Origin of the sequence: Sphaerotilus sp. (assembly GCF_031429695.1) — a bacterium.
Classification (GTDB): Bacteria; Pseudomonadota; Gammaproteobacteria; order Burkholderiales; family Burkholderiaceae_C; genus Sphaerotilus.
This window is the reverse complement of the sequence record NZ_JANPAB010000017.1, coordinates 94,292-111,158: the sequence shown is the minus strand read 5'-3', so window position 1 is coordinate 111,158 and position 16,867 is coordinate 94,292. Positions and strand designations below refer to the sequence as shown.

Genomic DNA, 16,867 nt, shown 5'->3' with positions numbered 1-16,867 from the left:
CGCCACGCCCTGCCCATACGCCGTGCGGTCATCGATCACCGCGATCGACTTGCCCTTCAGCTCCTTGGCTGCATACCGGCCCAGCGTGCCGCCCAGGTGCACGTCGTCCGCCACCACGCGGAACGTCGTCTTGAAGCCCTGGCGCGTGAACTTCGGGTTCGTCGCCGACGGCGAGATCTGCGGAATCCCCGCGTCGCTGTAGATCTTCGACGCCGGGATCGAGGTGCCCGAGTTCAGGTGCCCCACCACGCCCGCGACTTTGGAGTCCACCAGCTTCTGTGCTGCGGCCGTGCCCTGCTTCGGGTCGCCACCGTCGTCTTCGGCCAGCAGCTCGAACTTGACCTTCTTGCCACCGATCGACACGCCCTTGGCGTTGAGTTCGTCGATGGCCATGCGCGCGCCGTTCTCGTTGTCCTTGCCCAGGTGGGCGATGCCCCCGCTGGTCGGGCCCACATGGCCGATCTTGACCACTTCCTGCGCACTGACCTGGCTGGCTGCTGCAAAGGCCACTGCGGCGATGACGACGTTGAGCTTGTGATTCATGGATTCAGACTCCGAGAAGAAACTAGGGATGAGAGGAGCAGGTGCAAGGACTGCCTGCAATGGGCTGGCGAGTGCAGGCAACTCTCAAGATGCGTGCCAGCTTTGGCTGCTGCGGATCTGCACGGGGCGGTGTACATCTGTGCTGCGGGTCTTCCCGTACTGGCTTGTGTTCCGGTGCGCAGTGCTTCTCTGAAGCCACCGTCAGGCGGATCTTTTCAAGACGTGTTCTGCGTTTCTTGCCTTTGCGGGTTCCGGGTTGTTCTTCTCTGGTGTTATTTATCTTTTAAAGATAGTAGATAGTAGTAGAGGGGGGCGTTTTTTGTGAATAACCCTGTTTTTCCGTTTAAAATCAAGGACTTGAGCTGGTGACAAGTCTGTGTGTGACCCAGTGGAGCGATGCGGGAGTCAGAGGGAGCAACTTTCAGCCGCGCGGGTTTTCCATGAACAACTCCCCACCTGTTCATCGATTCTCCACAGAGTTATTCCGTGCCACGCGTCACGGTGCAGGGAGCGGCTTGTCCGCAGGCCGTGGTGACGGCAACCCGTACCATCGTGCGCTTTCACGATCGGGGATCCGTCCATGGGCACGCCTGCCAACCCTCAGAAGTACGCGGTTCTTGCCGCACCGAGTCCGATCGAGGGCACTGGCGCCTTTGCGGGCGAGGCGATTCCAGCCCGCCGCAAGATCGGTGAAATCCGGGGCGAGCTGATCAGCATCCACGAAGCCTGGGAGCGCGTGAAGACGATGGAACGCATCATGATGGTCGAAATTTCGCCCAGAAGAGCGATCGATGCGTCCAGATCGCTGGATCCGCTCCGGTTCACGAACCATTCGTGCATGCCAAACGCGGTGCTGCGCATCCGCCAGGGACGCATCGAAATCTACGCCATGCGGGCGATCGCGCAGGGCGACGAAATCACCTGCAACTACGGCGAAACGCACCACGAAGGACGTCTGGCCTGCCGCTGTGGTGCGCCCAACTGCGTGGGCAAGCTGTGAACAACCGGTGCACAACGCGGGATAACGGTGCGCAGGGCTGTGGAGATGTGGTGGATAGCCGGTGGACAGGCCGTGCAGAACCGGTGGAGGGTGCTCAGGCGCGCAGTTCGCGGCGCAGGATCTTGCCGACGTTGCTCTTGGGCAGCTCGTCCCGGAACTCGATGTGCTTCGGCCGCTTGTAGGCGGTGAAGTTTTCCTTGCAGTAGGCCGCGAGGTCTTCTTCGGCCAGCGCCGGGTCGCCCTTGACGACAAACAGCTTGACCGCCTCGCCTGTGCGTTCGTCGGGGATGCCGACGGCGGCACACTCCAGCACACCCGGGTGCAGGCTGACGACCTGCTCGATCTCGGTCGGGTAGACGTTGAAGCCGGACACCAGGATCATGTCTTTCTTGCGGTCCACGATTCGGCAATAGCCGCGCTCGTCCATGATGCCGATGTCGCCGGACTTGAAGTAACCGTCTGCGGTCATGACCTGGGCAGTCTCGTCCGGGCGATTCCAGTAGCCGGCCATGACCTGCGGTCCGCGGATGCAGATCTCGCCGGGCTGGCCCAGCGGCACATCCTGGCCGTCGTCGTCGCGGATGGCGATGTCGGTCGAGGGCACCGGCAGGCCGATGGTGCCGGTGAATTCCTTGAGGTCGATGCGGTTGGCGGTGGCCACGGGCGAGGTTTCGGACAGGCCGTAGCCTTCGGCGATCGGGCAGCCGGTGACCTTGAGCCATTTCTCGGCTGTGGCCTTCTGCACCGCCATGCCGCCGCCGTTGGAGACGACGAGCTGCGAGAAGTCCAGGCGCGCGAAGTCGGCGTTGTGCGCCAGGGCGTTGTAGAGCGTGTTGACCGCCGGGAACATGTGGATGCGGTGGCCCTTGAGCGCACCGATCAGCGCCGGCAGGTCGCGCGGATTGGGGATCAGGATCAGCCGCTGGCCCATGCGTGCGCCCAGGAAGAACGACACCGTCAGCGCGAAGATATGGTAAAGCGGCAGCGCGCACACGCCGGTCATCTGCTGGTCGCCGAGGCGGTCCAGCATCGGCTGGAACCAGGCTTCGCTCTGCTCGATGTTGGCCACCACGTTGCGGTGGAGCAGTGTGGCGCCCTTGGACACGCCGGTGGTGCCGCCGGTGTATTGCAGGAAGGCGATGTCGTCCGGGCCGACCGCGGCGCGGGCGAGCTTCAGCCGGCTGCCGGCTTCCACCGCGTCGTTGAAGCGTGTGACGCTGCGGCCCTTGTCCACCGGCAGCCGGAACTCCGGCACCATCTTGCGCACATGGCGCACCACGAAGTTCACCAGCTGGCGCCGCCACAGCGGCAGCATGTCGCCCATCGCGGCCAGCACGACGTGCTTCACCGGCGTCTGGTCGATGACCTCCTCCAGCGTCGCGGCGAAGTTCTCCAGGATGACGATGGCTTCGGCGCCCGAGTCGACGAGCTGGTGTTGCAGTTCGCGCGGTGTGTAGAGCGGGTTGACGTTGACGACGACGTAGCCCGCACGCAGCACGGCGGCAATCGCCACCATGTACTGCGGCAGGTTGGGCATCATCAGCGCGACCCGTGCGCCGCGCGCCAGGCCCCGGCCCTGCAGCCAGGCGCCGAGCGCGGCTGACTGTTCGTCGAGCGTGCGGAACGTGATCGCCTGGTTCAGGAAGAGCGCGGCCGGCCGGTTGGCGTACTGGTGGAAGCTGGTGTCGAGCAGGTCGACCAGCGTGCCGTGGGGGGTGATGGTCGCCGGCACGCCTTCCGGATAACTCTGCAGCCAGGGGCGGGTGGGGATGTTCATGGGTGGTGCTCCGGATCGGACAGTGCAGGGGATGTCCGATTGTTCAGCTGCGTGTCAGCTTCGGCCCTCGGGGCTTGCCCGTAGCGTCCGCGAACGGCTGTCTCAGCCGTGACAGTGGTTCTGCACAGCCACGCGATGCGTCGAGTGTGCGGCCCTCAGCCCGGATTCAGGATGGTACTGATCATTCCTGCAATGATCCTTCGATGGACTCCGAATTGACGCTGGACGCCGTGGACCGGCGCATTCTTGCTGCGCTGCAACTGCAGGGACGCATCACCTACGATGAACTCGCCGCGCAGGTGCAGTTGTCCGCCTCGGCCGTGCTGCGGCGGGTGCGGCGGCTGGAGGATTCGGGGGTCATCGCTGGCTATGCCGCGATCGTGCCGCCGGGCAAGCTGGGGCTGGGGCTGTCCGCTTACGTCGAGGTGCAACTGCAGCGGCCGGTCGAAGCCCAGGGGGGGCGTCTGGCCGAGCAGTTCCGCGCCGCGGTGCAGGACTGGCCGGAAGTGGCCGAGTGCGTTTGCCTGAGCACGGGGATGAGCTACCTGCTGCGCGTCGTGGTGGCCGACATGGCGCATTACGGGCGGTTCATGATGGACACCCTGCTGCTGCATCCGGGGGTGCAGGACTGCAAGACCAGTTTCGTGCTCGACCAGATCAAGCTCCAGCGCGCCGTGCCGATCTGAATCTTCCGCTGCACGGGCTGTCAGATCGCCCGGTGGTGTGCTCTGTTCCAGGGATGGACTTGTCGTGTGAGATTTTGTAACCTCCGTGCGAAGCGGAGGGATGGAGACCATGGTCTGGCTGAGCAACCTCTTGAAGTCGACCGCAGCGCTTCTGGTCCTGCTGGTGCTGGTGGCTTATGCACTCCCGGATCGCCACTTGGTTGAACGCCACCACACCATTGCCCGCACGCCCGTGCAGCTCTGGCCGCTGCTGGCAGAACCGCGGCAATGGTCGCGCTGGTCGCCTTGGCATGCCCGCGACCCGAAGATGCTGCTCGGCTACAGCGGCCCGGCGTCGGGCCAGGGTGCGCAGTGGTCGTGGGACAGCGAAACCCAGGGGCGCGGGCGCATGCGTTTCGACGAGGTCCAGCCCCCGAATCGGCTGGGCTACGCCGTTACCTTCGACAACCTGGGCTCGACCTCCCGCGGCGAGATCCGGCTGGAGGCGGTGGCCGCCGGTACGCGGGTGACGTGGACTCTGGAGTCGACAGTCGGTGCCAATGTCCTGCTGCGCTGGCTCAGTCTGGCGGCGGACTACCGACTGGGGCGTGACGTCGAAGAGGCCCTGGATCGTCTGGCCGAGGTCGCGGTCCAGCCCTGAGCCGCGCGGGAATCAGGCCAGCGTGTTGTCGATCAGGCGCTGCACCGACGGCGTGGACAGTGTCAGCAGGGTGGACAGCTCGTCCAGTTCATCCAGCGTCGGCGTGGCCTGCGTGCCTTCGCGGTCCAGCCGGTCGGCCAGCATCAGCGCGAGTTCCAGCAGGCGCCGCTGGGGCTGCAGCAGGATCTGGCTGCGCGCATCGTCCGGGTCGGTCAGTCGGCGCAGCGTGGCTGGCAGGCCCCAGTCGCGGGCGAGCTGGTGTTCCAGCGCGCGCAATTCAATGTTCAGCACGGCCCGTTCGTGGTGGGCGCTGTCCTGTGCCGGGTCCTGTTCGCACCGGTCCCGCACGGCCTGCGCCAGCACCGGGGCATGGCACCAGAGCAGGATGTTCGCATGCCCGTGCAGCAGAGCCGCCTTCTGAAGCGCGCTGGCGTGGCCGTCGGTGTGCAGCAGCGCAAACTCGGTCACCAGCCGCGCGGCGCACCAGGCCCGGCGGATCAGCCGGCGGATTTCGGCCACCGCGCGTGGATGGGCCTCCAGGTGGTCGTCGAGCACCAGCGGTGGCGAGAAGGTCTGGAAGAACGGCCCGATCCCCATCAGCACGACCGCCGCCGTCACGGTGTCCACATCGGTGATCTGGCGATCGGTGCGGTGCCGCGACACATGGGTCAGCACCTGGAGCGTCATCAGCGGGTCGTCGCCGACGGCGTCATCGATCAGGTGTGCGTCGACAGTGCCATGCCGGGCTTCAACCTCGGCCAGCAGAGACAATTCCTCCGCCGTATCGAGCAGGACCGGGATCGGTTGGCCCGTGAGGTACTGCGACCAGGCAGCGAGATCGGGCAGTGGCTGCGCGAGCATGTTCGGCTCCGGGGATATGGGGTATCTCGTCCTTATCGGCGCAACGCCTGCGGACTTGAGTGTTGACCTCAGTGGTCCTGGATGCGCGGCAGCAGGCAGATCAGCTCGCCGTTGCGGTAAAGCGCACCGAAGCGCTGCCCGTCGAGTTCGACCGTGCGCAGATCCACCTCGGCGCCTTCGCTGGCGCAAGCTTCGCGGGCCGCCGCCTCCCGGTCCATCCGCCGCTGGACACGCCGCTCGCGCAGGGCCTGCAAGGACAGACGTGGCAGCCATTGCGGGAACAGGTGAGGGAGCAGATGGAGGTAGGTCATGGCCGGCTTTCGTCGAGGTCAGGGGTCGCGGGGTCTGATGTTGTTCATCGGCCATCGGGACGGTTTTTTCATGGGGATCATTCCGTAGCACGGTGAATTCCATGCCGCGGCGCGCCTGGAGTGCTTTGGACCGCACGGTTCGGGCGTGACACGGGCAGGTGTCGGGTCAGGGGGAATGTTGCTCAGATGATAAACGAATGTTTATCAATCTGTGAAGACCCGCAGGGTCTCGGTCAGTGTTTCTTCTTCAGCGGCGCGATGCTCTGGCGGGCACGGGCCCAGAGGGCAGCATCGGCGTCGACCGCGCTGGGCGGCGGTGGAGGTGGTGGCGCAGGGGTCGGCACAGGCGCCAGGACCTCGCCCAGCAGATCGAGCAGCCGCTGGCGCGCGCGCTGCGGATTGCGGCGGTAGTAGGTCAGCACCAGCTCGGTGATGAAGCGCTCGTCCTCATCGCGTGGCGTTCCGGTCTCGGGTGCGCGGGGCGGGACACCTGCCGATGGTGCTGTCGCCGCAGTGGCGGCCACGGTGACACCGTGCGGGTGATCCAGCCAGCCGGCCGGCTTGCCGCAGCGCTGCTCGAACTGGCGCGCCAGCCGCTCGCCGATCTGGCGCGAGCGGCCCTTGATCTGGCTCCAGTAGCTGGGCTGGATCTCGATGCGTTCGGCGAAGCGCCTCTCCAGGCCGCGCAGGGCGGCAGCATCGGGCGCCGCGCTGGCGGCCGTGCGCACGAACTCGTCGAAAAGGGCCAGCGCATTGAGGTAACGCTGCGTGGCGGTGTCGTGGCCGGGGGAGATCATGGCGGGATGATATGCCGTGGCGTCTCGGGAGTGCCACGGGTACCGCTGGAGCGTGCATGGCCCTAGCATCCGGGGCATGAATGCGCACGCTGTTGTCCCCTCTGCCGTCCGGTTGCTGCGCCCGTTGCAGCCCATGACCTGGCTGGAACGTTCCTGGCATGACATCCGTCAGGTTCCGAGCGTGAGCTTTGGCCATGGTGCCCTGCTGGCGGGTATGGGGCTGCTGCTGATGCTGTTCGCCAAGGACCGGTTCTGGGTGCTGGCCGGGGCGCTGTCGGGGTTCTTGCTGGTGGCCCCCATCCTGGCGACCGGGCTGTACGCCGTGAGCCGGGCACTGGAGCGGGGCGAGGCGGCCGGCTGGTCGACCGTGGTGGCCGTGTGGCGCTCGATGGACCGGCGGCTGGTGGTCTTCGGCCTGCTGCTGGCGGCGGCCGGCACCTGCTGGGTCATGACCTCGGCGGCGCTGATCACGCTGATGGCGCCGCACCGGATTGACACCCCGGTCGATTTCCTGCGCCACGTGGTGGCCAACCGCGATTCGTGGCTCTTCGAGCTGTGGCTGGCGCTGGGCGGTCTGCTGGCCGCGCCGGTGTTCGCCTCCAGCGTGGTGGCGATTCCGATGCTGCTGGACCGGCCGATCGGCGTCTGGGCCGCGGTGCTGGCGAGCTGGCGCACGGTGCGGGACAACCCGCTGCCGATGGCGGTGTGGGCCGCGCTGGTGATGGGCTTCACGCTGCTCGGGCTGGGGGCGATGCTGGTCGGGCTGGTGTTCGTCGTGCCGATGCTGGGCCACGCGAGCTGGTACGCTTACCGGGATCTGTATCCAGCGTCTGCCTGACGTATCTCCACCATGTTCGGCTACAACGAGGAACAGCTTGCCCAGTTCGGCCTGACGGTCGGCATCGGGTCGTTCATTCTCTACATGCTGTTTGTCATCGCGCAACTGGCGCGTGAGGCGAAGGCCGGTCGCTTCGGCACCTTCGTGCTGTTCGTCGTGCTGGCCTTCGGCATGGTGGGTTTCGTCGCCAAGAGCGTGATCGCCTGGCTGCTGGACATGTGATGGCCGAAGCGCCCCCGCCCGCTTCGACTCAGAGCACCATTTTCACCATCGGATGCGTCGTCAGCGTGCGGTACAGCTCGTCGAGCTGCGGGCGGCTGGTGGCGCGGATGGTGATGGTCACGCCGAGGTAGTTGCCGGCCTTGCTCGGGCGGATCTCGATGGTGCTCGCATCGAAGCCGGGGTCGAACTGCCGCGCCACGTGGGCGATGGCGGCCGCGAAGCCCTCCACGTTCGCCCCCATGACCTTGATCGGAAAGTCGCAGGGGTACTCGATCAGCGACTGTTCGGGCGGAATGTCGTGCGGGCTGCTCATGTCGTCCGGCTCCTGCTCAGCGCATCCACAGGCGCAGCGTGTCCCAGGCACGGCCGAACATGCCGGCCTGCTCCACCGCTTCCAGCACGGTCACCGGAATTTCGCTCACCACCCGCGTGCCCGAGAGCACCTTGAGCGTGCCGACCTGCTGGCCTTTGGTCAGCGGCGCGATCAGCGGGTCGGTGCGCACCAGCTGCGTCTTGAGCTGCGCACCCTCGCCGCGCGGCACCGACACCACCACCGGCATCTGCGTGCCGAGCTTGGCCGTCGCGGCAGCACCCTTCCAGACCTCGGCCTGGGTGATGACCTGGCGGGCGTCATAGACCTTGACCGAGTCCCAGGCGCTGTAGCCCCAGTTGAGCAGCTTCTGGCTCTCGACGGCACGTCCTTCCTTCGATGCGGCGCCCACGACCACGCTGATCAGCCGGCGCGGCCCGTTCGGGAAATCGCGCTTGGCGGTGGCGATCAGGCAGTAGCCGGCGGCATCGGTGTAGCCGGTCTTCAGGCCGTCCACGCTCGGGTCGCGCCACAGCAGCAGGTTGCGGTTCTGCTGCGTGATCTTGTTGAAGGTGAACTCCTTGATGGCGTAGTAGCGCACGTCACCGGGGAAGTCGACCAGCAGCCGCGTGGCGATGGTGCCGAGTTCACGCACCGTGCTGACGTGGCCAGGCGCGGGCAGGCCTTCCGGGTTCTTGAACTGCGAGACCTTCAGGCCGAAGGCTTGCGCCTGGCGGTTCATCATCGCGACGAAGTTCTCCACCGAGCCGCCGACGGCTTCGGCCAGCAGCACCGTGGCGTCGTTGCCGCTCTGCACGATCATGCCTTTGATGAGGTCTTCGACCCGCACCTTGTTGCCGACCTGGATGTACATGCGCGAAGCGTCTGTCATGCCGGTGCGCCAGGCACGTTCGGAGACGGTCAGCTCCTGGTCGAGGCTGAGCTTCTTGTCGCGCAGAGCCTGGAAGACCAGGTAGGCGGTCATCAGCTTGGTGAGCGATGCGGGCTCGACAGTGGTGTCGGGATTGCGGCCGGCCAGGGCCTGGTTGGCGCTCAGGTCGAGCAGCACGTAGGCCTTGGCGGCAATCTCGGGGGGCTGGGGCTGGGCCTGCGCGGTGTGCGGCAGGACCAGGGCCATGGCCAGGGTGGCTAGGAGTCGTTTCATCGGTGGATGTGGTTTGCGGTTCAGGGGTCAGTGCCAGCTGCGCACGATGAGCTGGCGCAGGCGGGGCAGTTGACCGTGGAAAAAATGGCCGACACCGGGCATCACGGTGACGGGCAGGTGCTGCGGGCGCGCCCAGTCGAGGGTGGCCGACAGCGGGACGACGTCGTCGGTCTCCCCATGGATGACCACGGTGTCCTCGGGCACGTCGGCCGGGCGGGCGCGCTGTGTGGACGGACCGACCAGCAACAGGCGTTCGGCGCGCTGCTCGCCTTCCAGCCGGGCCGCCGCCAGCGTGGTCACGTAGGCACCGAAGGAAAAGCCGCCGAGCACCAGCGGCAGACCCGCGGCGCGCTGCGCGGCTACCACGGCGAGCAGATCATCGCTCTCGCCACGGCCCTCGTCGTGCGTCCCTTCGGTGGTGCCGACGCCGCGAAAGTTGAAGCGCACCGTGCGGTAGCCCATCTGCAGGAAGGCCCTCGCCATCGTCTGCACGACCTTGTTGTCCATCGTGCCGCCGAACAGCGGATGCGGATGGGCCAGCACGGCCACGCCGCGCGGTGCATCGATGCCCGGTGGCTGATCGACAGCCACCTCGATGGCACCGGCCGGTCCGGCCACGTGCAGGCGTTCGGTCTGGGCGTTCATCGGCGACCCGTCCGCTCAACGGCCGACATCGGCTGGCAGCACCAGGCGTTCGACGACCTGGCCGTTCTTCAGGTGAGACTCGACGATCTCGTCGATGTCGCTGGCGTCGACGAAGGTGTACCAGGTGGCTTCGGGGTAGACCACGGCAACGGGGCCGCCTGCGCAGCGGTCGAGACAACCCGCCTTGTTGACCCGGACCTGACCGGGACCGGCCAGTCCGGCGGCCTTGACCTGCTGCTTGCAGCGGTCGAAGCCCGCCTGTGCCTGGTGGTCACCGCAACTGGACTGGCCGTTGTCGCGCTGGTTCAGGCAGAAGAAGATGTGGCGTTGGTAGTAGCTGGGCGTGCGCATGGCAGGATTGTAGGAGTCAGGCTGCCGGGGGAGTCACCTGCGGGACATCCGCGGTGCGCAGCCTGGGGGGTGCGATGACCTGGATCATCAGGAATATCAAAGCGGCCAGTGGCCACACCCAGCCTATCCACTGCGCCAGTCCGTGAAACCGGATGAAGCGCCCTTGCTCCCAGCTTTTCAGGCTCAGGGCGAAGTACGGGTCAGCCCCCGTCTGGTTGATCAGCGCGATGAGGATGGTCAGCAAGACCAGTCCGATGGCGGCCACCACCCTGCGGTGCATGAAGGCCAGTGCGCAGCCGAGGATCAGTCCCATCAGCATCCCCGGAATCACCGGCGGCGCCAACCAGGACATGGCGTGGTCGGGGCCGAAGTTCAAGGCGGTGGACAAGGCGGTGGCGCTGATGCCCAGCACGCAGGCGCCGGCGAGCGTCACTAGCCGGTGGCGGGCGCGGCGCAGCATCACGAAGCTCACCAGACACGGGGCGAGCAGGCCGAGCGCGGTCACCAGGGCCTCGATGCCTGGGGCCAGCGAGCTGTCCGTGGCAGGCAGCGGCACCCAGCCGGCAAATGGCGTGTCGACCAGCCAGCCGTCCACCAGGGTGGCCAGTCGCACCAGCCCCTGGCCCGGACTCAGCGGCACTGGCGTCGGAAACAGCAGCCCGATCGGCCAGGACAGCAGCAGCATCAGGCCGAGCGTACCGTGCGGGACAAACAGCACGTCCCGCAGCCGCTGCCAGCCCGCCATCACGCCCTGGCGCTGCAGCACCAGCGCCAGTACGGCCCCGGTCAGGGCGCCCGCACTGTTGAGTGCCCAGTCCACCCGCGACGGCACCCGCTGTGGCAGTAAATACTGGGTCCACTCCAGCGCCAGCGACAGCAGCACACCGACCACAGTGGCCTGCAGCCCGGCCCGCCACGACGGAGAGCCTCCCCGCAACCAGGCCACCGCCAGCAGCAGGCCGAGGGGCTGGTAGGCCAGGTAGTTCGACCAGAAATCAAAACGCGTGTAGCGCGACAGCGGCAACCACAGCAGGCTGCGCCAATCCTGTTCGGGCGGCAGCACGGGCCAGTGCCAGGGCGCGAAGGGGTGCAGGCTGGCGTAGACGATCAGACCCGCCCACATCCAGGCCAGCGGCCAGGAGGAGGATCGGTTGGCGGGCATCGGAGAGGCGGTCCGCGTGGATCGTCAGAAGGGCTTGAACACCACCAGGGTGACGATGGCTGCGAACAGCAGCACCGACACCTCGTTGTAGACGCGGAACCAGCGGTGGCTGTGCCGGTTGGCCGCGTGCTCGAACTTGCGCAGCAGGCGCGCGTTCAAGTGGTGAAAGCCGATCACGGCGATGACCAGCGCCAGCTTGGCGTGCAGCCAGCCGTTGCCGGGGCCGCGCCACAGGCCGAAGCCCAGCCACAGCCACAGGCCGCTGACCAGCGCAACCGCCATCAGCAGCGTGGAGAAGCGCTGCAGCTTGCGCGCCATCAGCAGCAGGCGCTCGCGCTCGGCGTGGCTGTCGGGGGCGACCATCGCCAGATTGACCAGGATGCGGGGCAGGTAGAACAGCCCGGCAAACCAGCTGGCGATGAAAATGATGTGCAGGGTCTTGACCCCGAGGTAGAGCGTGTCCATGGCGGCATCATAGGGACCACCCGTGGCGGGTGGCACCTGCACATCGACCGAGGAGGGGTACTCGGTCGGGTTCGCAGGGTCAGCCGGCGTCTTTCACGCACTTCTTGACGAAGCTGTTCTTGGCGGCCCCTGCCAGCTTCTTCTCGGCCGCCTTGGCGTCGCAGGCGTTCTGGGCCGCGCCACCGCCGCCGGCTTCGCGCTCGCATTTCTTCATGAAGCTGTTCTTGGCCGCACCGGCCAGCTTTTTCTCGCCGGCCTTGGCGGCGCAGCCGGTGTCGGCCGCGTAGGCGGTGGAAGACAGTCCGGCCAGGGCCAGGGCCATCACGGTGATCAGCTTCTTCATGGTTGTTTCCTTGGTTTCTGGGTTGGGCGACGCAGCGCCGCCACGCGCATTGAAACCGCCCCGATTCCTTTCGGCAAGAGGGAATGTCTTGTCAGCGGGTTCAGAGGATGCGCCGCGGATGCGCCAGCGCCTCGTGCGCAGCGTGCAGCCGGCGCACCAGCACGCGGATGAAGGCCTCGTCGAAGAGGTGGCGCGTCTGCGGGCTCAGCCGCGCCAGCGTGTCGGGGGTGAACGAGATGGTCGTGGCCGACGCGGTGATGACGATGTCGGTGCTGTGGCGGCGCAGCTCGGGGCTGGGGGCGAGGTAGGCCATCTCGCCGACCGACGTGCCGGCGCCGAGCTGTGCCACCGGCTGACCATCGCGGCGCACCTCGACCGCACCGCCCGCGATGATGTGGAAGGTGCGCCCCTCCTCGCCGCGGCGGTAGAGCGCGTGGCCGACCGGGTAGCGCCGCCAGCGTGCCCGGTGGACCACCTCCCACAGCGCCACATCGCCGAAGGCGGTGAAGAACTCCAGCGTGCGCAGCAGCGTGAAGCGTTCCGAGTCGAGCACGCCCTGCGAGGTGCCGCGTGGCACATGGCGCAGGGTGATGAGCTGCGACAGCGCCTCGCTGACGGCGTCCCAGGACGGGTAGCGGTCGTCGGCGCGCTTGGCCAGGCAGCGCTGCACGACCTGGTCGAGCGCCGGGGTCACCCCGGTGCGCAGCCCGACCAGGCTGGGCGCCTGCAGATGGCAGATCTGGTGCATCAGGCTGGCCTGGCTGGTGGCCTCGAACGGCGCGCGGCCGGCGATCAGGTGGTAGAGCACCGCGCCCAGGCCGTAGACATCGGCGCGTGCGTCCAGCTCGCTGCCATCGAGCTGCTCGGGCGACATGTAGGCCAGCGAGCCGACGCGGTGGACCTGCGTGGCGTCCGAGGTGAGGTTGAGCGCGCTGCCGAAATCGGTCAGCTTGATGTCGTGGATCTCGGTGCCATGGCCCTGCGTCAGGGTCAGGATATTCGCCGGCTTGACGTCGCGGTGGACGAGACCCTGCCGGTAGCAGTAGCCCAGCGCCATCGCGCACTTGAAGCCGATTTCGACGATCTGCTCCAGCGGCAGCAGGTGGCCGGGCTGGCAGAAGGCGCGCAGGGTGGTGCCCGGCACGTACTCCATCACCACATAGGGCGCCACCGGATCGGGCACGGCGTCGAAGATCTCGACCACATTCGGGTGGTGCAGCCGCCCGGCCAGCGCCGCTTCCGAGGCGAAGAAGCGCGAGAACATGTGGCCGTCGTTCGAGTCGCTCAGCGCGCCGGCGCGCACCTGCTTGACCGCGACAGGGCGGTCGTGGAACTCGTCATGGCAGAGGAAGACCTCGCTCGTCGTGCCTTCGCCGAGGCGACGGATGACGCGGTACTTGCCGATGCGCTGGGGCAGAACCGGTGCGGTGCAGTCGATCATGGGAGGGTCATTGGGCAATCGCCGATCTTTTCACTCCCGGGCCTCCGGGACAAGTGCGGATTGCGCGCTGACCCGCCCCGTAGAATCCGCGCATGATTCAAGCCAAAGAGCAACTCCTCCTCGCGCTCGGCGACGCGCTGGCCGAGATCGCGCCCGATGCGGCGGTCGAGCCGGCCTTCGAGAACCCCAAGCAAGCCGCCCACGGCGACCTGGCCTGCACGCTGGCGATGCAGCTCGCCCGTCCGCTGAAGCAGAACCCGCGCGCGCTGGCCGAGGCATTGATCGCGGCACTGCAGGCGCGGCCCGCGGTGCAGCAGTGGGTCGAGTCCATGGAGATCGCCGGCCCCGGCTTCATCAACATTCGCCTGAAGCCCGCTGCCCGCCAGCAGGTGGTGGTGCAGGTGCTGGCCGAGGCCGCGCAGTTCGGCGTGCGCCCGGACAACGGCCGCAAGGTGATGGTGGAGTTCGTCTCGGCCAACCCGACCGGCCCGCTGCATGTCGGCCATGGTCGCCAGGGCGCGCTCGGCGACGCACTGTGCAATCTGTACGCGACGCAGGGCTGGCAGGTCCACCGCGAGTTCTATTACAACGACGCCGGCGTCCAGATCGGTACGCTCGCCACGTCGACCCAGTGCCGCCTGAACGGACTGAAGCCGGGCGACGACGGCTGGCCCGAGTCGGCCTACAACGGCGAGTACATCGGTGACATCGCCGACGCCTTCCGCCAGAAGGCCACCGTCCGGGCCGATGACCGCGAGTTCACCGCGTCCGGCGACCCGGCCGACCTCGACGGCATCCGCCAGTTCGCCGTGGCCTACCTGCGCCATGAACAGGATCTGGACCTGCGTGCGTTCGGCGTGCGCTTCGACCACTACTATCTGGAGTCCGGCCTCTACAGCAGCGGCCGGGTCGCCGAGGCGGTGCAGAAGCTGGTGGAGGCCGGCAAGACCTTCGAGGACGGCGGCGCGCTCTGGCTGCGCAGCACGGACTACGGTGACGACAAGGACCGCGTGATGCGCAAGTCCGACGGCACCTTCACCTACTTCGTCCCGGACGTGGCCTACCACATCCACAAGTGGCAGCGCGGCTTCGACAAGGTCGTCAACGTCCAGGGCAGCGACCACCACGGCACCATCGCCCGCGTGCGCGCCGGCCTGCAGGCGGCCGGTGTCGGCATCCCGGCGGGCTTCCCCGACTACGTGCTGCACAAGATGGTCACCGTGATGAAGGGCGGCGAGGAGGTCAAGATCTCCAAGCGCGCCGGCAGCTACGTGACCCTGCGTGACCTGATCGACTGGACCAGCCGCGACGCGGTGCGCTTCTTCCTCATCAGCCGCAAGGCCGACACCGAATTCGTCTTCGACGTGGACCTGGCGCTGCAGGCCAACGACGAGAACCCGGTGTTCTACGTGCAGTACGCCCATGCGCGGATCTGCTCGGTGCTGGCGAAGTACGAGGCCGAGTACCAGGGTGCCGTGTCGGCCGAAGCCCTGGCGGCGGCCGACCTGTCCGGGCTGACAGCGCCGACCGAGGTCGCGCTGATGCACAAGCTGGCCGAGTACCCGGAGATGCTGGGCCGTGCCGCCGCCGATCTGGCGCCGCATGACGTGGCGTTCTACCTGCGCGACGTGGCGTCGGCGTACCACAGCTACTACGCGGCAGTCCGTTTCCTGGATGGCGACACCGCGGCGATGCCGGCCCGCATGGCGCTGCTGCAGGCCACGGCGCAGGTGTTGCGCAATGCGCTGGCCGTGCTCGGCGTGCGCGCGCCGAGCAAGATGTAGGAGATTCTCGATGGCATCGAATGGAAAGACACAGCGCGGCAGCTTCGGCGTTGGCGTGGTCGTGGGGCTGCTGGTCGGCCTGGTGCTGGCGCTGGGCGTGGCGCTCTACGTCACCAAGGCACCGATTCCTTTCATGGACAAGGTGCCTCAGCGCACGGCCGAGCAGGATGCGGCCGAGGTCGAGAAGAACAAGCACTGGGATCCGAACTCCCCGCTGCATGGCAAGAACCCGGCCAAGCCCGGCTTTGGCGCGGCGCGCATGGACAACGCGTCCACGGCAGCCGCGGCGCAGGACGCCGTCGCCAGTGCGGTGGCGAACGCAGCGGCTGGCGTGGCGGGTGCCGCCAGCACGCCCGCGCGGGCGGCAAGCTCCGCGGGTGCGGCGTCGGCGGCCGCGGCCCGCGCTTCGGCGGCGGCGGCGACCAGTGCGTCAGCCAAACCCGGCGCTGATGCGTTTGTGTATTTTGTGCAGGTCGGTGCCTATGCCAGCAGCGACGACGCGGAACAGCAGCGCGCCAAGCTGGCGATGGGTGGACTGAAGGCCCGCATCACCGAACGCGAGCAGTCCGGGCGCCTGATGTACCGTGTGCGCCTGGGTCCGTTCGAGACCCGCGACGACGCCGAGCGGACGCGCGACCAGACGACGGCGTCGGGCTACGGCGAAGCGGCGCTGGTGCGTGTGCCGCGTTGAACCTTGCGGCACGGACCGACTCTGATCTGGCTGGACCATCGAAAGGAAACATTGCATGAAGCGTCGTGAGTTTGTCGTGGGCAGTACCGCTGCCCTTGCGCTGGCCGGGGTCAGCCCCGTGGTGTCGGCCCAGGGGGCGTTCCAGGAAGGCAAGCACTTCGTTCGTCTGTCCACGCCCGTGCCGGTTTCTGCGCCCGCAGGCAAGATCGAGGTGATCGAGTTCTTCTGGTATGGCTGCCCGCACTGCAATGCGTTCGAGCCAACGCTGGAGGCGTGGATCAAGAAACTGCCGGCCGACGTGGCCTTCAAGCGCGTGCATGTCGGCTTCCGGCCCAACTTCGAGCCGCAGCAGCGTTTCTACGCGACGCTGGAAGCCCTCGGACTGGTCGAACAGATCCACCGCAAGGTGTTCTACGCGATCCACCAGCAAGGCGCGAAGCTGGACAAGCCCGAGGCGCTGATCGAGTTCGCGGTGCAGAACGGCGCCGACAAGGCCAAGTTCACCGAGATGTTCAATTCCTTCGGCATGCAGAACAAGGTCCGCCAGGGCAAGCTGCTGTCCGAGTCGTACAAGATCGACGGCGTGCCCGCGCTCGGCATCCACGGCCGTTACTACACCTCGCCGTCGCTGGCCGGTGGGGATAACACGCCCGAGTCGGAGGGCCAGGTCCGTGCGCTCGCGCTGACCGATCAGCTGATCGCCAAGTCGCGCAAAGGCGCCTGAAGCGCCTGAATCCCCCGCACCGCATCACGCTCCGGGCCCGCGACAGAAGATGTCGCGGGCCCGGTCGCTTCTGGCTAGAATGGAATGCAATTTCCATGCCTTGATCTCCAA

General features: G+C 67.1%; 21 protein-coding genes. 8 read left to right on the top strand and 13 right to left on the bottom strand.

The window, feature by feature from the left end; translation table 11 throughout:
- A partial coding sequence (locus RMP06_RS04275) for a branched-chain amino acid ABC transporter substrate-binding protein (protein WP_310460544.1) occupies positions 1-543 on the bottom strand: 543 nt, incomplete at its 3' end.
- Between the two features lie 580 nt (positions 544-1,123).
- Here RMP06_RS04275 and RMP06_RS04270 point away from each other — a divergent pair.
- Positions 1,124-1,543: an SET domain-containing protein gene (locus tag RMP06_RS04270; protein WP_310460543.1), complete on the top strand. Its 420-nt coding sequence runs from the start codon at positions 1,124-1,126 to the stop codon at positions 1,541-1,543.
- A gap of 94 nt (positions 1,544-1,637) precedes the next feature.
- Here the strand turns inward: RMP06_RS04270 and RMP06_RS04265 are convergent, their stop codons facing one another.
- Positions 1,638-3,320 carry a long-chain-fatty-acid--CoA ligase gene (locus RMP06_RS04265; protein ID WP_310460542.1) on the bottom strand — a complete coding sequence of 561 codons (1,683 nt, stop codon included), beginning with the start codon at positions 3,318-3,320 and terminating at the stop codon, positions 1,638-1,640.
- A gap of 203 nt (positions 3,321-3,523) precedes the next feature.
- Between RMP06_RS04265 and RMP06_RS04260 the strand changes: the two genes are divergently transcribed.
- Both RMP06_RS04260 and RMP06_RS04255 read left to right on the top strand, forming a co-directional pair.
- Complete coding sequence (locus RMP06_RS04260; protein WP_310460541.1) at positions 3,524-4,006, top strand: Lrp/AsnC family transcriptional regulator; 483 nt, start codon at positions 3,524-3,526, stop codon at positions 4,004-4,006.
- Positions 4,007-4,115: 109 nt separating this feature from the next.
- Positions 4,116-4,646 carry an SRPBCC family protein gene (locus tag RMP06_RS04255; protein WP_310460540.1) on the top strand — a complete coding sequence of 177 codons (531 nt, stop codon included), beginning with the start codon at positions 4,116-4,118 and terminating at the stop codon, positions 4,644-4,646.
- Positions 4,647-4,658: 12 nt separating this feature from the next.
- Here RMP06_RS04255 and RMP06_RS04250 read toward each other — a convergent pair whose 3' ends face one another.
- From RMP06_RS04250 to RMP06_RS04240, 3 genes are all read right to left on the bottom strand, one after another.
- Positions 4,659-5,507: an HDOD domain-containing protein gene (locus tag RMP06_RS04250; protein ID WP_310460539.1), complete on the bottom strand. Its 849-nt coding sequence runs from the start codon at positions 5,505-5,507 to the stop codon at positions 4,659-4,661.
- A gap of 68 nt (positions 5,508-5,575) precedes the next feature.
- The gene (locus RMP06_RS04245) at positions 5,576-5,818 is read right to left on the bottom strand and encodes a hypothetical protein (RefSeq protein WP_310460538.1); all 243 of its coding nucleotides are present in this window, start codon (positions 5,816-5,818) and stop codon (positions 5,576-5,578) included.
- 233 nt (positions 5,819-6,051) lie between these two features.
- Positions 6,052-6,615 (bottom strand): hypothetical protein, encoded by a 564-nt coding sequence (locus RMP06_RS04240; protein WP_310460537.1) that lies wholly within the window; start codon positions 6,613-6,615, stop codon positions 6,052-6,054.
- Positions 6,616-6,691: 76 nt separating this feature from the next.
- Here RMP06_RS04240 and RMP06_RS04235 point away from each other — a divergent pair, with 76 nt between their 5' ends.
- Together RMP06_RS04235 and RMP06_RS04230 are read left to right on the top strand one after the other, a co-directional pair.
- Positions 6,692-7,453 carry a DUF2189 domain-containing protein gene (locus RMP06_RS04235; RefSeq protein ID WP_310460536.1) on the top strand — a complete coding sequence of 254 codons (762 nt, stop codon included), beginning with the start codon at positions 6,692-6,694 and terminating at the stop codon, positions 7,451-7,453.
- A 12-nt stretch (positions 7,454-7,465) separates the two neighbouring features.
- Positions 7,466-7,675: a DUF2788 domain-containing protein gene (locus RMP06_RS04230; RefSeq protein ID WP_310460535.1), complete on the top strand. Its 210-nt coding sequence runs from the start codon at positions 7,466-7,468 to the stop codon at positions 7,673-7,675.
- Positions 7,676-7,703: 28 nt separating this feature from the next.
- On the opposite strand, the gene RMP06_RS04225 is transcribed toward RMP06_RS04230, so the two are convergent.
- The 8 genes from RMP06_RS04225 to RMP06_RS04190 all read right to left on the bottom strand — a co-directional run bounded on the left by RMP06_RS04225 (position 7,704) and on the right by RMP06_RS04190 (position 13,557).
- Entirely contained in the window at positions 7,704-7,988 is a 285-nt protein-coding gene (locus tag RMP06_RS04225) for a YbeD family protein (protein ID WP_310460534.1), read from the bottom strand.
- A gap of 16 nt (positions 7,989-8,004) precedes the next feature.
- On the bottom strand, positions 8,005-9,150 hold the full coding sequence (locus RMP06_RS04220) for a D-alanyl-D-alanine carboxypeptidase family protein (protein ID WP_310460533.1): 1,146 nt from the start codon (positions 9,148-9,150) through the stop codon (positions 8,005-8,007).
- Between the two features lie 27 nt (positions 9,151-9,177).
- On the bottom strand, positions 9,178-9,795 hold the full coding sequence (locus RMP06_RS04215; RefSeq protein ID WP_310460532.1) for an alpha/beta hydrolase: 618 nt from the start codon (positions 9,793-9,795) through the stop codon (positions 9,178-9,180).
- A 15-nt stretch (positions 9,796-9,810) separates the two neighbouring features.
- Positions 9,811-10,146 (bottom strand): (2Fe-2S) ferredoxin domain-containing protein, encoded by a 336-nt coding sequence (locus tag RMP06_RS04210; protein WP_310460531.1) that lies wholly within the window; start codon positions 10,144-10,146, stop codon positions 9,811-9,813.
- A 16-nt stretch (positions 10,147-10,162) separates the two neighbouring features.
- Positions 10,163-11,308: a VanZ family protein gene (locus RMP06_RS04205; RefSeq protein WP_310460530.1), complete on the bottom strand. Its 1,146-nt coding sequence runs from the start codon at positions 11,306-11,308 to the stop codon at positions 10,163-10,165.
- A gap of 24 nt (positions 11,309-11,332) precedes the next feature.
- Positions 11,333-11,773 (bottom strand): CopD family protein, encoded by a 441-nt coding sequence (locus RMP06_RS04200; protein ID WP_310460529.1) that lies wholly within the window; start codon positions 11,771-11,773, stop codon positions 11,333-11,335.
- Between the two features lie 79 nt (positions 11,774-11,852).
- A complete protein-coding gene (locus RMP06_RS04195) occupies positions 11,853-12,116 on the bottom strand; it encodes a hypothetical protein (protein ID WP_310460528.1) in 264 nt (87 codons plus the stop codon).
- 100 nt (positions 12,117-12,216) lie between these two features.
- A complete protein-coding gene (locus RMP06_RS04190; protein ID WP_310460527.1) occupies positions 12,217-13,557 on the bottom strand; it encodes a serine/threonine-protein kinase in 1,341 nt (446 codons plus the stop codon).
- 92 nt (positions 13,558-13,649) lie between these two features.
- Here RMP06_RS04190 and argS point away from each other — a divergent pair, with 92 nt between their 5' ends.
- Genes argS through RMP06_RS04175 form a run of 3 tightly spaced genes read left to right on the top strand, consistent with a single transcriptional unit; the run spans position 13,650 to position 16,756 of the window.
- The gene (gene argS, locus RMP06_RS04185; protein ID WP_310460526.1) at positions 13,650-15,341 is read left to right on the top strand and encodes an arginine--tRNA ligase; all 1,692 of its coding nucleotides are present in this window, start codon (positions 13,650-13,652) and stop codon (positions 15,339-15,341) included.
- Between the two features lie 10 nt (positions 15,342-15,351).
- A complete protein-coding gene (locus tag RMP06_RS04180; RefSeq protein WP_310460525.1) occupies positions 15,352-16,032 on the top strand; it encodes an SPOR domain-containing protein in 681 nt (226 codons plus the stop codon).
- Positions 16,033-16,087: 55 nt separating this feature from the next.
- The gene (locus RMP06_RS04175; RefSeq protein WP_310460524.1) at positions 16,088-16,756 is read left to right on the top strand and encodes a thiol:disulfide interchange protein DsbA/DsbL; all 669 of its coding nucleotides are present in this window, start codon (positions 16,088-16,090) and stop codon (positions 16,754-16,756) included.
- Positions 16,757-16,867 lie beyond the last annotated feature (111 nt).

Coding starts and splice junctions, on each gene's coding strand:
- RMP06_RS04235 (WP_310460536.1), top strand. CDS start 6,692: ATGAATGCGCACGCTGTTGTCCCCTCTGCCGTCCGGTTGCTGCGCCCG.
- RMP06_RS04175 (WP_310460524.1), top strand. CDS start 16,088: ATGAAGCGTCGTGAGTTTGTCGTGGGCAGTACCGCTGCCCTTGCGCTG.
- RMP06_RS04240 (WP_310460537.1), bottom strand. CDS start 6,615: ATGATCTCCCCCGGCCACGACACCGCCACGCAGCGTTACCTCAATGCG.
- RMP06_RS04220 (WP_310460533.1), bottom strand. CDS start 9,150: ATGAAACGACTCCTAGCCACCCTGGCCATGGCCCTGGTCCTGCCGCAC.
- RMP06_RS04260 (WP_310460541.1), top strand. CDS start 3,524: ATGGACTCCGAATTGACGCTGGACGCCGTGGACCGGCGCATTCTTGCT.
- RMP06_RS04230 (WP_310460535.1), top strand. CDS start 7,466: ATGTTCGGCTACAACGAGGAACAGCTTGCCCAGTTCGGCCTGACGGTC.
- RMP06_RS04245 (WP_310460538.1), bottom strand. CDS start 5,818: ATGACCTACCTCCATCTGCTCCCTCACCTGTTCCCGCAATGGCTGCCA.
- RMP06_RS04265 (WP_310460542.1), bottom strand. CDS start 3,320: ATGAACATCCCCACCCGCCCCTGGCTGCAGAGTTATCCGGAAGGCGTG.
- RMP06_RS04255 (WP_310460540.1), top strand. CDS start 4,116: ATGGTCTGGCTGAGCAACCTCTTGAAGTCGACCGCAGCGCTTCTGGTC.
- RMP06_RS04190 (WP_310460527.1), bottom strand. CDS start 13,557: ATGATCGACTGCACCGCACCGGTTCTGCCCCAGCGCATCGGCAAGTAC.
- RMP06_RS04270 (WP_310460543.1), top strand. CDS start 1,124: ATGGGCACGCCTGCCAACCCTCAGAAGTACGCGGTTCTTGCCGCACCG.
- RMP06_RS04205 (WP_310460530.1), bottom strand. CDS start 11,308: ATGCCCGCCAACCGATCCTCCTCCTGGCCGCTGGCCTGGATGTGGGCG.
- RMP06_RS04250 (WP_310460539.1), bottom strand. CDS start 5,507: ATGCTCGCGCAGCCACTGCCCGATCTCGCTGCCTGGTCGCAGTACCTC.
- RMP06_RS04215 (WP_310460532.1), bottom strand. CDS start 9,795: ATGAACGCCCAGACCGAACGCCTGCACGTGGCCGGACCGGCCGGTGCC.
- RMP06_RS04210 (WP_310460531.1), bottom strand. CDS start 10,146: ATGCGCACGCCCAGCTACTACCAACGCCACATCTTCTTCTGCCTGAAC.
- argS (WP_310460526.1), top strand. CDS start 13,650: ATGATTCAAGCCAAAGAGCAACTCCTCCTCGCGCTCGGCGACGCGCTG.
- RMP06_RS04180 (WP_310460525.1), top strand. CDS start 15,352: ATGGCATCGAATGGAAAGACACAGCGCGGCAGCTTCGGCGTTGGCGTG.
- RMP06_RS04200 (WP_310460529.1), bottom strand. CDS start 11,773: ATGGACACGCTCTACCTCGGGGTCAAGACCCTGCACATCATTTTCATC.
- RMP06_RS04195 (WP_310460528.1), bottom strand. CDS start 12,116: ATGAAGAAGCTGATCACCGTGATGGCCCTGGCCCTGGCCGGACTGTCT.
- RMP06_RS04225 (WP_310460534.1), bottom strand. CDS start 7,988: ATGAGCAGCCCGCACGACATTCCGCCCGAACAGTCGCTGATCGAGTAC.